We start from the raw sequence: 15,850 nt of genomic DNA, 5'->3' as shown, positions 1-15,850 counted from the left end.
CGGCTGCAGGGCTGCAGGTTTCCGCTTAAGCCTGCTTGGCCGCCTCCAGCACCTCTTGCACATGGCCGTCGACCGTTACGCTGCGCCATTCCTTCGCCAGCTTGCCGTTCTCATCAATCAGGAACGTAGAGCGCTCAATGCCCATAAAACGCTGGCCGTTAAATTCACGCTGCTTCCATACGCCAAACAGCTCCGCCACCTGATGCTCCGTATCGGCAAGCAGCGGGAACGGCAGCTCATGCATCCGGATAAATTCATCATGCGAAGCCAAATCATCCGGGCTGATGCCGATCACTTCCGTGTTGTTCGACTGAAACTGGCCGTTGTAATCGCGGAACTCGCATGATTCCGTCGTACAGCCCGGCGTCATATCGCGCGGGTAAAAATAAATGACGAGCTTTTTGCCGGCATAATCGCTCAGCGAAATCGTCCCGCCTGTTGAGGCCGGCAGCGTAAAATCAGGTACGGCTTGGCCAATCTGTACATTTGGCATACAAATCTCTCCTTTTTATAATCGAATGCATAACTGCTTCATCCTACTGCCAACTGGCGGCGCACGATGAAGCATAAAAGCCGCTTAAGGTCCAATATGCTCAAAAAACACGGTTTCATCAAGCACATATTCCCGAACCTGTGCACGGCTGTCAAACCGGGAGTAAGCAAAAATCAGCTTCATCAGCGCCGCCTCAACCGACATGCGCTCGATAAACGTAACGCCCGCTTCAATCAGCTTCAGCGACGAGGCGTACAAAGCGCCGCTTCCGTCCTTCAGCGGGCATAAATACAAATCGACCCCCTGCTCGCGGCAATATTCGGCGAATGCCAGCACGGAATGGCGGGCTTGCCCGCTCACGCTGGCCGTCCCCGAATGGTATAAATCATGCAGCACCGCTTTGGGCGCATGGCTTGAAAAATGATAATGCGAATAGTCGATGCCCGGGAACGGCCGGATGTACAGCACATCGGAGCCCAACTGCAAGCCGTCTGCGGACTGCATCGGCTGCTTCGCATGCGCGCGCAGCTCCTCCGGAGACGGATTAAGCCGGTGCCGATCCGGCTTGAACACGCCGTCCTCCATAACTCCGTACGGCACGCCGTACGGGCAGTCGAACTGATCGGTAAACGGCAGCGCCTGCGAAATCCGCGTTCCCAAGTAAACAACGGATTCGCCGCGGTCATTGCGGTAAATGACAAAAACGCCCGGCGGCTGGCCGCCTAATATGTAATCAACCGCGCCTGCAAAATTGCTCAGGCCGTTGCTTCTTGGATCATCCAGCGGATTGCCGCTTGCCACCAATATAATCGGCACTGGCGTATGTGCAAATACGAAGCTGAGCATTGCTGCCGTATAGGCCAGCGTGTCCGAACCATGCGTGACGATAATGCCGGCGTATTGAGCGAAATCAAGGCTGCCGATCGCCTGGATCAGCTTGTCCCAATCGCCGGGCACCAGATTTTCGCTTAAAATGTTAAGCGGCTGCGCCGTCTCCAGACGCACATCGCGCTTCAACGGGCTTGCCGTATATTTATCGATCAAAGCATATGAACCGGAATCGTTCACTTGAATGGCTCCGCCCGTATTGCGGCTGCCAATCGTCCCGCCGGTAAATATCGTCATAATGGTTGTCATGATCGTTCTCCTTCTGTCGTCTTCCTTCGCATCTATTATACATGAAAAAGAACTGCGCCTGCATGCGTCCATGCCGTCATCCAAAAAGTAACCGCCGGCCGGATAACCTTTCCATATATAGATAATAATAATCATTGTCAGTGATAATCCGCTTTCTTAGCACGGGCTGTTGACAAGAATACGATATATCGTTTATTTTCAAACTATAACAAAAATAGCCATTTCGTTCCATATCCATCCTACATCCCACCGAAAAAGGAGAACCCCTTATGCAGGAGCAGCTATCATCAAACGGCCTTCAGCCTGCCCCGCCAGAAACGTCCGCCGAATGCGGAGACGGAGAGCAGCGCCGGAGCAAACGGTATTTTGGCCGGGGCGGAGTGAAACGCGCCTTGCTGGAATTGTTGGCAACGGAGCCGATGCACGGCTATCAAATGATCAAAGCGCTGGAGCAGGCTTCAGGCGGCCTGTACGTGCCAAGCGCAGGCTCGATTTATCCGACGCTGCAAGCACTCGAGGAGCAGCAGCTCATAGCCGTTCAGCTTGATAACGGCAAAAAAATATACACTTTGACCGGAGCAGGACGGACGGAGCTGGAGAAGCGGCCGTGCTGCGAAAAAAAAGCATGGCGCCATTCGCATGATTCAGCTGATGAACCGGGCCGGCGCGAACATTATTTGCGCGAGAAGTTGATGCATAAGCTGGGCATCAGCGAAGAAAGCGGCCGGGTCGTCATGCTGCTGGCTGCAGCCGAGCGGCAGGCGGCGGATGATCCGGAACGGATGCAGCGGTTTCAGCGGCTGATGGCGCAAATGAGCAGCGAGCTGGAGCCTTTGGCCGCCGCGCCCGTTGCAGCAGGCGCGGCGGATGCCGAGGCGGCGGCCGGTAAACAGGAAGGCGGCGAAGCCCATGAGTGAGTTTGGGTTTCAGGGGCGCGGCGGCGGGATGCGGCGAATGCCGATCCAGAAGCCGCGCAAAGGCAGCATCACCGCTATGTACAAACGGGTTTTTCTCCATGTGCGCTCGCATATCGGCCTGCTGGTCGGCGCGGTGTTTTGCATCGTAACCGTATCGGCGCTCGAATTCGTTATTCCGCAGCTGACGCAATATACGATCGACCATGTTATTCCGGGCAAACAATACAGCAAGCTGCTTCAGGTCGGAGCCGGCATGCTGGCTGCAGCGCTGCTGCTTGGTTTATTCAATTATTGCAGCAGCAGGCTGATGGCATCTGTCGGCCAGCGGTCCATCTATGATTTGAGAGGCGAGCTGTACCGGCATATTCAAACACTGGACATTGATTTTTTTGACCGCAACCGGACCGGCGATTTAATGTCGCGTGTTACGAGCGACGTCGGCATGCTGCAGCAGCTTATTTCTTCCGGCATGTTATCCATCGTTACGGACTCTTTCACTTTCATTCTTGTTGCCGCTTATATGCTTTGGATCGATTGGGAGCTTACCGTTATTATTCTGGCTACTTTTCCGATTATGTTTATAGTGACGCGGTATTTCAGCAAAAGGCTTCGCTTGTCGTTCAAGCGGGTTCAGGAAACAGTCGGCGAAGTAAGTAACCATCTGCAGGATACGTTATCGAGCATCCGGCTGATCAAATGGTTTTCGAGCGAGGATTATGAAGGCGAACGGTTTGCGGTGAAAAGCCGGGACAATATGAACGCGAACATCGGCACCGTCAAGCTGCGCGCGGTTTACGAGCCGCTCATCGACCTGCTCAGCTATGCAGGGCTGGCGGCCGTGCTGCTGTTTGGCGCAATGCGGACAATGGACGGCGCTTTGACCGTCGGTACGATCGTGATGTTTATGTCCTATTTGCGGCTGCTGCAAAACCCGGTCCGCAGCTTCAGCCGCACCATCAATACGGTGCAGCAGTCAGCGGCGGCGTATGAACGGATCGTCGAAATTTTGGACGCGCGTCCGGCAGTGAAAGATAAACCGGATGCGGTAGTGCTTGGTCCCATTGAAGGGCATATCCGGTTCCGCAATGTCGATTTTGCTTACCATACCGGCACTCCCGTGTTAAGGCAGCTCAATCTCGACATTCCCGCCGGGAAGATGACCGCGCTAGTCGGTTCCTCCGGCGCAGGCAAATCGACCATCACCCACCTGATGACCCGCTTCTATGATCCGCAGCAGGGGACGGTGACGGTTGACGGTATTCCGCTCGCCGATGTGGCCGCCGATTCGCTGCGCAGCCAGATGGGTATTGTATCGCAAGATATTTTGCTGTTAAACGGAACTATCCGTGACAATATCGCGTATGGCAAACGGGACGCGACGGATGAGCAAATCATCGCGGCCGCCAAAGCTGCGAATGCGCATGATTTTATACAATCGTTCCCGGACGGCTACAACGCACAGATCGGCGAACGCGGCGTCAAGCTGTCCGGCGGGCAAAAACAGCGGTTGTCCATCGCCAGAGCGCTGCTGCGCGACCCGCGCATCATTATTTTGGATGAAGCAACCTCTTCCCTGGATACTGAATCCGAGCGCGCCATCCAGGATGCTTTGCAGCAGCTGCTGCATGGCCGGACATCGCTTGTCATTGCCCACCGGCTGTCGACGGTGCGCCAAGCCGATTCCATTCACGTGCTCGACAAAGGGCAGGTCATCGAGTCGGGCAGCCATGAGTCGCTGCTCAATCTCGGCGGCAAATATACGCAGCTTTACGAGCTCCAGTTCCCGCAGGATAACAAAGATAACGCAGCAGCCGGCAAGCCGGTCGCCGCCTTGGCGTCCGACCGGAGGCGTCAGCAGGCCCCATAAAGCCTAAGCCCGCCGCGATAAACCAAAAACCCTTGGCCGGATGAATGCGCTAGCTGCGCCTTCACCTTGCCAAGGGTTTTATCTTTTATTGCAAACGTTAAACAGCCGGTCGCTGCCGGTGTTACACGAGCGTTTGCAGCGCTTCCGGTTTAAACGGAATCAGCTCATCCAGCCGGTTATCGCGGATTTTTGCCGCCCATGCCGGGTCCGCCAGCAGCGCCCGCCCTACAGCAACCAGATCGAATTCGCCGCGGTCCAGACGTTCCAGCAGGCCGTCGATATCGGTTGTTTCCGCTCCTTTACCTTCTTTGAACAAGCTCATAAAGTCGGTGTTCAAGCCAATCGAACCGACCGTAATAACCGGTTTGCCGGTCAGTTTTTTCGTCCAGCCTGCAAAGTTAAGGTCCGAACCTTCAAATTCCGGCTCCCAGAACCGGCGGGTAGAGCAGTGGAATATATCGACGCCCGCTTGAACCAGCGGCGCCAGCAATTGCTCCAGCTCCTCCGGCGTACGTGCCAGCTTCGCATCGTATTGCGCCGATTTCCATTGCGACAGCCGAAGTACAATCGGGAAGTCCGGGCCAACAGCCTCGCGGACAGCCTCCACGACTTCAATCGCAAACTGCGCGCGCGCGAGTAAGCTGCCGCCGTAACGGTCTGTGCGTTTGTTTGTGCGCTCCCATAGAAACTGGTCGATCAAATAACCGTGCGCCCCGTGGATTTCCACGCCGTCAAAACCAAGCCGTTTCGCATCCGCCGCCGCTTGCGCGTACGCTTTAACAACTTGCTCGATTTCTTCTATCGACATCGGCTCCGCTTCTTTTACCCCTTCCAGGTTCAACCCGGACGGTCCGATGGACGGCGCTTCCGGATGCGGGCCGGTTCCCGGCTTGCGGGTCATGCCGACATGCCAAATTTGCGGTATAATTTTGCCGCCTGCCGCATGGACTTCCTCCACGACCTTTTTCCAGCCGTTTAATGCCGCTTCGCCGTGAAAGTTCGGTACGTTGACGTTATCGGTTGCAGCCGGATGGTTAATCAGCGTGCCTTCAGTCACAATAAGGCCTACGCCGTTCTCCGCTCTGCGGCGGTAATAAGCGGCAACATCGCTGCCCGGCACTCCGTTCGGCGAAAACGCCCGGGTCATGGGCGCCATTACAATTCGGGTGGCAAGCTGCAGCTTGCCAAGATCAACGGGCTGGAAAAGCTTCTGCGCCACTTGCTCGGCAGTATGGGACTTCGTCATTCTCCATTACCTCCAAAATATATATTTCTAGAAATATAGATGAATAAGCTGCAAAATAGAGCCTAGACTGCAAGCCAGCCTACAGCTCTTTTTGCAATTGCTCCACCAATCGGCGGATCCCTTCTTCGTTGCGCCGGTAATAGGTCCACTGGCCAACGCGCCGGGATTCCAGCAATCCGGCTTTGAGCAACTGGTTCAAATAACCGGATACAACCGATTGGGCCAGGCCAGCTTTGCCGGATATCGAGCTGACACATACTCCGCCTGCAAAATCACAGCCGGACGGCATATGGGCCTGCGGCTCGAAATGGCGGGCAGGGTCCTTCAGCCAAACCAATATGTTGTATCTTGCCTCATTTCCCAGTGCTTTAATCATCATTAAAGTGTCCATGGCATTAGTATATCTATTTTTCTAGAAATGTAAATGCCATCTGCCAAAAAAAGTACAGCCGCCTCCCCCGAAAGGAAAATGCGGCTGTACATCGGCCATTACGGCCTGGATTCGCCGGAAACGGCCACAGCCGTTTCGCTGCCATGCGAAGATCCGCTGCCGCGGAGGCTCCGTTTGCCCGGCTTGCCGTTCATTAACGGCCACCAGTTCGCTTCCCCGAACATGCGAACCATCATCGGGATAAACAGCGGCAAAATGATGAGCGCATAAAGGAACAGCCCGGCCAGCACGACCGATGCAATCTGCAGCAGCGACATGACGCCCGAAGGCAGCATTGCCGCGAACGTTCCTCCTAATATAACAGCTGCTGACATAATAACGGTGCCCATGTGCTTCATCGACTCTTGGATGGCTTCCTCCGGCGGCAGCTGGTACCGGTATTCCTTGAACCGGTCCATCAAGAAGATGCTATAGTCGATGCCCAGCGCTACCAGCATGACGAAGCCAAAGAACGGAACCGCCCACGAAATGCCCGTATGGCCCAATAGCTTTACAAATATAAGCTCTGTAATCGCCATCGACGTGTAGTAGGTGACAAGCAGCGATGCAATCAGGTATACCGGAATAACGATAGAGCGGAACAAAATCATCAAAATCAGCCCGATGCCGGCCAGCATAAGCACAACGGTACGCGAATAGTCGGCGCTTGAAATATGGCTCAAATCATTATTGGTGCTTGTAACCCCGCCGACAGCAAAGGTGACGCCGCTGAAATCCGTACCTTTGACGGCGCGGGAAACGGCCGCCTCCAGATCATCAATCTGGTTCATCGTTTCTTTTTCATACGGATTGCCTTCAAAAATTACATCAAACTTTGTTGTCTTGCGGTCCGGCGACATATAAGCGTTCAGCGCGGTCTGGAATTGGTCGTTCGACACCGCCTCCTCCGGCAAATACCAGCCGGTCAGCTGTTTATCCGGCGAAGCCGTCAATCCGTCCAAATAACCTTCGGCCGACTTCAGCCCGTCGCTTACTTGCGTAATGCCCGTAACGCTTTGGCCTAAGCCGTCCGTCAGCTCGCCCAGCTGGCTGTTCAAATCGCTGAAGCCCTGCTGCAGCTGCTTTTGCCCTTCCGCCAGCTGGTCGATGCCCCCTGTAACGCCGGGCAGCTTCGAGATGATTTGCCCTTGGCCCGCGGCCGCTTGCCGGATGCCCTGCTGCAAGTCCGCAAGGCCGTCCGCCAGCTTGCCGATAGCTCCGGCAAGCGCCTGCTGTCCGGCGAGCGCCTGCGCGAAGCCGTCATTCGCTTGGCTCAGGCTGCCGCCAAGGCCGGACAGCTGTCCATTCAGCGTTGACAGCTCGCCGCTGATGGCGGCGGCATTCTGCTGCAGCTCGGCAGCGCTGCTGAGCGCCTGCCGGTAAGCCGGGTCATCTGCAAGACCCGGGTAAGAGTCCCGCAGGCTGCCGATGCTCTGCTGCAGCCCTGACAGCCCTTCGGCAAGCTGCGCCTGCTCGCTTGCCGCTTTGCCGTAGGCGGCGGTAAGCTGGCTTAAGCTGCCGCCTACTTGCTTGTAGCCGGCCAGCAAATCCCGGCTGGCCGCCGCAAGCTGCTCCGCCGTTTGCTGCGCTTGCTTCAGGCCCGCGCTCAGTTTCTCCGCGCCGTCCGAACCGTCCTGAAGCCCAGCTTCAATCTGCTTCAGCCCATCGCCAAGCCGGCTTAAGCCGTTTTTCAAATCATAGGTGCCGTCGGCCAGCTTCGCTGCGCCGGCCGCCGCTTCATTCAGCTTCGGCGCGCTGTCCGCCAGCTGTTTGTTCGCTTCGGACAAACCGCTGCCGATCTGGCCAAGCCCGTCTCCGCTTTGGTCCAGGCCGTTTTTCAGCCGATCAGCCTGATCGGCCACCAGAAAATCATCCGTCACTTCGCCCGTCGGGCGCGTAGCGCTGCGGACGGCCTTAACGCCGTCTACCTTCATCAGCTCGCGGCTGATTTGCTCCACCGCCGCCATGCCTTCCTTAGAATCAAGCGGTTCGCCGGACTGAATGACTACCGACGTCGGCAGCGTCTCCCCCGGACCGAAACTGTCCGCCGTCAAGTCGAAGGCTTTCACCGAATTATATTTATCGCCGATCTCATCCAGCGAATTAAACGAGGTTGTGCCTTTATACGCCGCAAGAAACGGTACCGTAACGACGGCCAAAATAAGCAGCGCCCAAACCGGCTTGCGCAGCGAGAAGCTGCCCATTGCCCCCACAGCCTGCTTGGCTTATGCTCCAGACTGCCTTTGGACGGCCAGAACAACGCTTTGCCAAACACCGACAAAAAGAAAGGAACCAGCGTAAACAATGCTGCCAGCAGAATGGCCACGCCGACGGCTACCGCTACCGCCGAGCGGAACAGCACAAAATCCGACAGCCCGATGGACAAAAAGCCTACGAATACGGCTAGCCCCGATACGAGCACTGTCCGCCCCGCCGACCGGTACGAGCTAATAATCGCTTCCGTCCGGTCGCCCAGATGCGCCAATTCCTCCTTGTACCTGCTGATCAGCAATATGCAGTAATCCGTCCCGATGCCGAACAGAACGGCAACCAGAAAAATTTGCGTAAACGTAGATAACGGGAAGTTAAACCAGTCTACGAGAAACGCAACGACAGACTGCGAAATCAAATAGCTGAATCCGACCGCAAGCAGCGGCACAAAAGGAGCTACCGCCGAGCGGAACACGATAAACAAGATAACGAGAATAAACGCTACCGTAATCAGTTCGGTTTTTTTCAAACCGTCCTGCGAGCTTTTGAGCACATCTTCGCTGATGACCCAGCTGCCGGTATAATAATGCTCTACGCTGTTCCCGTCCAGCTCCGCGTACAGGTCCTGAATAACCTTCGCCGCTTCTCTCCCTTCCACATTTACCGTCAGCAGAACCATAACCGTCGAGCCGTCCTTCGATACCATCTGGCTTTTGAGCGCTTCCGTGTCAAAATGAGTGGTGACCGCCGTAATCCCCAGCTTGCCGGCGTCCTGCTTCAGCTTATCGACACCGGCCTTGGCTTCCGCCAGCTCGCTGTCCGATAACCCGCCCTCCTTATGGAACACAAGAAGCGTAGCTTCTCCGCCGCTGTCCCCGCTGCCGATTGCTTTCGCTAACTCGGCCGCTTTCACCGACGTCTCGCCGGACGGAACCGATATTTGCCCCTTATCCCGGACCAGATCCGCCATATTCGGAGCGCTCAGCATAAGTCCGGCTGCCGCAACCATCCAAACCGCTGCAATAACCCACTTGAACTTTAGTATCGTCCTCATCTCTTTAGCTCCTATCCTTTAGAACATTGCAGAGACTCTCCGTCCCCTTCCATCAGCCGGCCCAGCATCTCAAACGTTTCGATGAAGCCAAGCGCCTCCTGCCTGTCGATATGCCCGATAATAACGGCCATAATTTCAACCAGCTTGCCGTTCATTTCATCAAAGACCGCCTGCCCTTTCTCGCTCAGCTTCAAATAAATGAATCGGCGGTCTTTGTCATCGGGAATCCGGCGAATAAGCTCCTTGTCGACAAGCCGGTTCACAATCGCGGTAATGGAGCTTTTTCCCACGCAAAAGATGTCCGCCAGCTCCGACGAGGTCACGTTATGCCGATCCCGCAAATAACCCAGCGTCGAGAACTGGTCCACCGTCAGCCCTTCAGGCAGCAGCTCCTTGGTCATCGCATTAATCCGGCGGTTTACCTTGAACAATGCATTGGCGTACCGGTCAATCAGCTCATGCAGCAGTTGTTTGTCAATGGATTCGTTCATGTATAGTTCCCCTTCCTGCATCTGCAGGCCGTTAACTGCCTCAGAGGCTCGTGCATATAGTTCTATTATCAAACAGTTCGATAGTAGAACTATATCAAAACAAAAATTGCCAGTCAACTGCCCAAAATGAGGTATAACAAATTTCTAACAATTGTTTTGTACTCAGCTAATACCTTCTTGATACGATTAGTGAAGAATTTCACCTAGATCAGACAACCAGCCTTATAACTGGAAGGGGAACCATGATGTTATTACACAAGCTGAGAAGCAGAAGCCTTGTTGTCACCGGCTCTATAATGCTTGCCGTGCTTCTGATTGTTGTCGTATCCGTGCTTGAATGGATTTCATACAGCAGCCAAAAGACGAATTATTTGCATGAAATGGAACGTGCCGGACTTATTTTAAGCCAGCAGATTGAGGCCGACCAGGCATCGCTTTCCGTTGCGACATACCGGATCAAAGAAGGATTGGGCAGCGAGGACAGCTCATTTGATTCGCTTAGAAGTTCGCTCGACGCCGTGGACAGCGACGGCTGGATTACGAATACATACCTGTTCATGCCGCAAGCCGTCACACAGGACGGAACCGATCAGCTGGCGTTCATCAGCGGCAACAAAAAGCTGCGCGACGCCGGCATTAACACCGGAACGATGTATCCGCTCAACTCCGCTTTTAAAGCGGCCTATGAAGCGGCGGTTAAGCTGAAAAAAGGCGGTGTTCTAAGTGCAGCTTACACGGACGATCAAGGGACGTGGGTAACCTATCTGGCCCCGCTTCTTGGCCCGCAGGGCGACATTATCGCGTTGTTTGGCGTTGATTTCAACTACGGCAACATGCAGCACGATTTAAGCCGGATGGTATGGACTAACGTCGGCATCGCCGTTGTCTTTTCCCTTATCTCTGTGCTGATTGTCGTTGTTTTGCTGCGCGCCGCGCTGCGGCCGCTCAACCGGCTGGCGGAAGCTTCCGCACTGGCGGCGCAAGGCGATTTGACGCAAAGCGTTGCGGTTAAAAGCCATAACGAAATCGGCAAAGTGTCACAGGCGTTTAACGCCATGATTGCCAGCCTGCGGGAGCTGACCAGCAGCGTGCGGACAGCCACGTCGCAAGTAGCCGAAGCTGCGCTTGCGCTGCAGGAAAGCTCGGACCAGACGGCCCGCGCCACAGAAGAAGTTGCGGGAGCGATCCAAGAAGTTGCAGCCGGCAGCGATACGCAGCTGCAAAGCACCGAGGAGTGCCAGCGGTCCATGAATGAGATGAACGTCGGCATTATGCGGATTGCCGAATCGTCATCCAACGTAGCCGAGCTGACCTCGGATGCCGCCCGCCTTGCTGAAGACGGCGGTACGATCATCCAGCAGTCGATCACGCAAATGAATTCGATCTCTGCCAAAATGAACAGCTCTGTAGCGGCCTTGGAGGAATTTGAAAGCCATGGCGAGCAGATTCAAAGCATTCTCGGCATGATTAACGACGTGGCCGTTCAAACCAACCTGCTTGCTCTGAACGCCTCGATCGAAGCGGCGCGAGCCGGCGAACACGGCAAAGGCTTTGCGGTTGTTGCCGAAGAAATCCGCCAGCTGGCGGAACGGTCGAAAGAATCGTCCAATCAGATCCGGACTATTCTTCAAGGCACAAGCAGCCAGCTGCATACCATTACGCAGTCGATGGAGGAAGTGAAGCTTGCGGCTAACGATGGTCAGCATATTTCCGAAGAAGCCGGCCAGTCGTTCCGCTCCATTGTGGAAGCGATCCGCTCCGTTAACATGCAGGCGCAGGAAGTATCCGCCGCTGCCGAGCAAATGTCCGCCGGCACGCAGCAGATTGCCGCTTCCCTTGATCAGCTGGCGCATATCGCCTCCACCTCGTCGATCCATTCGCAGCGTGTGGCCGCTGCAGCCGAAGAGCAGCTTGCCTCGATGGAGGAAGTGACCAGCTCCGCCGTTCAGCTGCGCGATACGGCCGACAAGCTGAATGCGCAAGCTAATCAGTTCAAGGTATAACCGCGCCACAGCGCGTGCACAACGTATTGGACTACAATAAACAAAGAGGACCTTACGCCGCAGCCGGCGGAAAGGTCCTCTTTGTTATAACGTTTATCGTGTCAGCCGCATGCCATTCTTATGGAACGCGTGCGGCTTTGGCGCTTACGGCTGCGCCGTCAGCATAGTGCCTTGCTGCAGCTGGTACATCGCATAATATTTGCCGCGCTGCTCCAGCAGCTCGTCATGGTTGCCGCGCTCCACGATTTCACCGTGGTCGAGCACCAGAATTTGATCCGCCTGGCGGATCGTCGACAGCCGGTGCGCAATAACAAACGTCGTCCGGCCGCGCTTCAGCACATCAAGCGCCTGCTGAATAATCGCTTCCGTCTCCGTGTCGATGCTCGCCGTCGCTTCGTCGAGAATAAGGATCGCCGGATTGTAAGCCAGCGCCCGCGCGAAGGAGATGAGCTGGCGCTGTCCGGCCGACAAAGTGCTGCCCTTCTCGATAACCGGCTCGTCGATGCCTCCCGGCAGCTGCATAAACATGTCGTAAGCCCCTACGTCCTTCAGCGCTTGAATAACCTGCTCGCGGCTGATTTCCGGGTTATCCAGGCTGACATTCGAAGCAATCGTTCCGGTGAACAGGAACGGGTCCTGCAGCACGATGCCCATATGCTGGCGGAGATGCTGCTTCGGAATATCCCGCACATCTTTGCCGTCCACGACAATCGTGCCTTCATTCGTATCGTAAAAGCGGAACAGCAGGTTCAGAATCGAGCTTTTGCCCGAGCCCGTATGGCCGACAAGCGCCACGGTCTCCCCTTGCGAAGCGGCAAACGAGACGCGCTTCAGCACGTATTCCTTTTCCTTGTATGCAAATGTGACGTCCTTGAAGATGACTTCGCCTTTGTACCGGTCGATTTTGCCCGTCGCCACCTCTGTTCCTTCTTCATCCATCAGCGTAAATACCCGCTCTGCGGATACGCGCGCCGTCTCCAGTGTCGACAGCTGGTTGACAACCCCAACAATCGGAGAGAACATCCGGTTCATATAATCGATAAAAGCGTACAGCAGGCCGACCGTAACCGCTGAGCCGAGATTATCGCCCCAGAACAGCCATACAACCAGCGTAAACAGCAGATTCCGGATCGTATTGACGAGGTTATGCGACGTCATCGAGTTCAAATTAAGCAGCTTGTTCTGATACTTATAATGGAAATCGTTCATTTCGTCGAATTCCTGCATCGTTTCCTTTTGGCGGCGGAACGCTTGGATGATCGTCATCCCTTGGATCGACTCGTTGATCATCGCATTGATTTCGCTCAGCTTCGAACGCAATATCCGGTTGAAATCAACCGCAAAGCGGCGGTACAGAATGACCCATAGGAACAGGATCGGAACGATTGGCAGCGCGATCAGCGCCAGCCGCACATTGAGCATAAACAGCGCGCTGATGACCGCGATCATATATACGATACCGTTTACGAATTGAGCCAGTACCTGCACGTACAGCTCGCGGATCGTCTCCGTATCGTTCGTAATGCGGGATACGACCTGGCCGGCAGCCAGATTGTCGTAATATTTGACCGGCAGCCGCTGCGTATGGGCGAATACGTCCTGCCTCATCCGCTGCACGATCCGGTTGGCCGAGAACTGCAGCAGCCGCTGCTGCCCGTAAGTGAATAAACCGACCAGCAACAGCAGTCCGAGATACAGCAGGCCCAGCTTCAAAATGCCCGGTATTTCCGGCTTGTAGAAGCGGAACAGCTCCTCCTTCGACAGCTTGGCGACAGGATAGGCCGTCGTTGCTGCCGTATTTGGATCAACCACCATCAGCTTGCCGTCCTCCACCTTCCGCTCGCCTTTCTCGCTCGCCAGCGGACCGTTCAGAAAGTAAAAGCTTTTGCCGACCTGCAGCACCCGGGATTCCGGGCCAAGCGTCTCGCCGGCCTTGAAATAATCCTCCCGTTTGTACCATTTGTTCCGGTACTCTACCGCATGGTCCTGCTTGCCGGCCACTTCATGCCATTTTTGTTCAACGCCGAGAATATGGCGGTCGATCATCCGCTTGGCGATAAAAGGTCCCGCCAGCTCTGCGCTTGCCGCCAGCAGCAGCAGCGTCAGTGCGAGTATAATCGGTTTTTTATAAATCATTGCATATTGGAACAACCTTTTGCCGGTTGAGCTTTTGGTTGCAACGCGGTTCGAACTCATCGTTTACAGCCCCTCCATTCCTTGCCGTTTCCTCACTTGATTCCTTACTCCAGCTCCGATTCCAGCTGCTGCCGCTCGAATTGCTCGCGGTACCAGCCGCCCTGCTGAAGAAGCTGTTCATGCGTGCCCCGTTCTACAATCCGTCCTTCGTCCAGCACGATGATCTGATCGGCATGCTGCACGGCGGACAGCCGGTGCGTCGTAATGAGCGTCGTTTTGCCGGCACGCTCCGTCCGGATGCCTTCAATAATTTCCGCTTCCGTCTTGCCGTCGACCGCAGAAAGCGCATCGTCCAGCATCAAAATTTCCGGATTCGCAATTAGCGCCCGTGCGATGCTGACCCGCTGCTTTTGCCCGCCGGAGAGCGCTACGCCCTTCTCGCCGACCATCGTCTCCAGGCCGTCAGGCAAATAGGCGATGTCTTTGGCAAACGAAGCCCGGGCAAGCGCCCGCGGCAGATCTTCCTCGCTGCCTTCGCCTTTGATGCCGAAATAAATATTGTCGCGAATCGATTTCGAGAACAAAATCGGCTGCTGCGGCACATAACCAATCCAGCTGAGCAGCTTGTCGATGGACAGCTGTTCAAGCGGAACACCCGAGACGGTAATATGTCCTTCGCCCAGCGGATATTCGCGGAGAAGCTGCTTGAGCAGCGTAGTTTTGCCGCTGCCGGTACGTCCAACAATGCCAAGCGTCTGGCCTTTTCGCAGCGTAATCGAAATGTCCGATAAATTATCCGTCGCCGATGACGGATAGCGGAACGTCACATGATCGAATTGGATCGTATCCGGCGTATCCGCTTGAACGGCATGCTCCGTCTCCTGCACCTCCGGCTTGTAGCTTAACGTCTCGTTCACCCGGTCCAGCGAAGCGTTGCCCCGCTGCATAATGTTGATCAGCTCGCCGATGGCGAACATCGGCCAGATCAGCATCCCGAGGAACACGTTAAAGCTGACAAGCTCGCCCAGCGTGATTTCGCTGCGGAAGACGAGATAAGCGCCAAAGCAAATCCCGATCAAATAGCTGGTGCCGACCAGCACCTTAATAATCGCTTCAAACATGGAGTCGATTTTGGCGACCTCCAGGTTTTTGTGGAGCACCTCCGACGTTTTGGCGCCGAACTGCTCCTTGCTTGCTTCTTCCTGGACAAAAGCGCGGATGACGCGGACGCCGGCAATTGACTCCAGCACCTGGTCGTTTAATTCGCCAAACGAATCCTGCGCTTCCATAAAGCGCTCATGTATTTTTTTACCGAGCTTCGCCATTACAAGCGCGATAAAAGGAAGCGGTATTAGCGATACGAGTGTCAGCTTCCAGCTGATCACCCCCGCCATCATAATGAGAATAATAAGCATAAATGCGCTCGAATCGACCAGCGTCAAAATACCAAAGCCGGCCGTCAGCGACACCGCACGCAAATCATTAGTGGCCCGCGCCATCAAATCGCCGGTCCGGTTGCGCTCGTAAAAGATTGGCGTCATCTTCAGCAAATGCCGCATCAGCCGGTTGCGGAGAATACGCTCCAGCACGAATGCGCCCCCAAACAGCTGATAATGCCAAATGTACGAAATAATATAACCTACCGCCGTTACCGCCAGCATCCCGGTAATAATGCCGTAGAATCCCGGCTCGCTTAACGAGCCTTGGCTGATGCCGTCAATCGTGTAGCCGATCAGCCGAGGCGGAACAATATCGAGCACTCCCGCCATAATCAGCAGTACGATCGCTACCGTGTATCGTTTCCAATTCATTGCAAAAAACCAGTCCAGCTTCTTTAATACCGAAAACATGCATGACACCTCCCG

At 55.2% G+C, this 15,850-nt stretch carries 10 protein-coding genes and 1 pseudogene; 3 read left to right on the top strand and 8 right to left on the bottom strand.

Features of this window, described 5'->3' with window-relative positions:
• Positions 1-25 precede the first annotated feature (25 nt).
• Entirely contained in the window at positions 26-493 is a 468-nt protein-coding gene (gene bcp / locus ET464_RS15970; protein ID WP_129442587.1) for a thioredoxin-dependent thiol peroxidase, read from the bottom strand.
• An 84-nt stretch (positions 494-577) separates the two neighbouring features.
• Complete coding sequence (locus tag ET464_RS15965) at positions 578-1,765, bottom strand: asparaginase (RefSeq protein WP_129442584.1); 1,188 nt, start codon at positions 1,763-1,765, stop codon at positions 578-580.
• Positions 1,766-1,899: 134 nt separating this feature from the next.
• Between ET464_RS15965 and ET464_RS15960 the strand changes: the two genes are divergently transcribed.
• Together ET464_RS15960 and ET464_RS15955 are read left to right on the top strand one after the other, a co-directional pair.
• Positions 1,900-2,547 (top strand): PadR family transcriptional regulator, encoded by a 648-nt coding sequence (locus ET464_RS15960; RefSeq protein WP_129442582.1) that lies wholly within the window; start codon positions 1,900-1,902, stop codon positions 2,545-2,547.
• Complete coding sequence (locus ET464_RS15955) at positions 2,540-4,414, top strand: ABC transporter ATP-binding protein (protein ID WP_244226569.1); 1,875 nt, start codon at positions 2,540-2,542, stop codon at positions 4,412-4,414. Before ET464_RS15960 ends, ET464_RS15955 begins: the two co-directional genes overlap by 8 nt.
• 121 nt (positions 4,415-4,535) lie before the next feature.
• Here ET464_RS15955 and ET464_RS15950 read toward each other — a convergent pair whose 3' ends face one another.
• The 4 genes and pseudogenes from ET464_RS15950 to ET464_RS15935 form a co-directional block, all read right to left on the bottom strand.
• On the bottom strand, positions 4,536-5,660 hold the full coding sequence (locus ET464_RS15950; RefSeq protein ID WP_129442579.1) for an NADH:flavin oxidoreductase: 1,125 nt from the start codon (positions 5,658-5,660) through the stop codon (positions 4,536-4,538).
• A gap of 79 nt (positions 5,661-5,739) precedes the next feature.
• Positions 5,740-5,997 (bottom strand): ArsR/SmtB family transcription factor, encoded by a 258-nt coding sequence (locus ET464_RS15945; protein ID WP_341869704.1) that lies wholly within the window; start codon positions 5,995-5,997, stop codon positions 5,740-5,742.
• 152 nt (positions 5,998-6,149) lie between these two features.
• Positions 6,150-9,355 (bottom strand): annotated as a pseudogene (locus ET464_RS20920) (efflux RND transporter permease subunit).
• 11 nt (positions 9,356-9,366) lie between these two features.
• The gene (locus tag ET464_RS15935; RefSeq protein ID WP_244226568.1) at positions 9,367-9,846 is read right to left on the bottom strand and encodes a MarR family winged helix-turn-helix transcriptional regulator; all 480 of its coding nucleotides are present in this window, start codon (positions 9,844-9,846) and stop codon (positions 9,367-9,369) included.
• A 242-nt stretch (positions 9,847-10,088) separates the two neighbouring features.
• Between ET464_RS15935 and ET464_RS15930 the strand changes: the two genes are divergently transcribed.
• Positions 10,089-11,849 carry a methyl-accepting chemotaxis protein gene (locus tag ET464_RS15930; protein ID WP_129442573.1) on the top strand — a complete coding sequence of 587 codons (1,761 nt, stop codon included), beginning with the start codon at positions 10,089-10,091 and terminating at the stop codon, positions 11,847-11,849.
• Between the two features lie 144 nt (positions 11,850-11,993).
• Here ET464_RS15930 and ET464_RS15925 read toward each other — a convergent pair whose 3' ends face one another.
• The gene (locus ET464_RS15925) at positions 11,994-14,045 is read right to left on the bottom strand and encodes an ABC transporter ATP-binding protein (protein WP_129442571.1); all 2,052 of its coding nucleotides are present in this window, start codon (positions 14,043-14,045) and stop codon (positions 11,994-11,996) included.
• Positions 14,046-14,089: 44 nt separating this feature from the next.
• Positions 14,090-15,835 carry an ABC transporter ATP-binding protein gene (locus tag ET464_RS15920; protein ID WP_129442569.1) on the bottom strand — a complete coding sequence of 582 codons (1,746 nt, stop codon included), beginning with the start codon at positions 15,833-15,835 and terminating at the stop codon, positions 14,090-14,092.
• Between the last annotated feature and the right edge of the window lie 15 nt (positions 15,836-15,850).

It is taken from the genome of Paenibacillus protaetiae (genome assembly GCF_004135365.1).
GTDB lineage: Bacteria > Bacillota > Bacilli > Paenibacillales > Paenibacillaceae > Paenibacillus_AP > Paenibacillus_AP protaetiae.
Note: the sequence above shows the minus strand (reverse complement) of the source record. Positions and strands in the feature narration are given on the sequence as shown.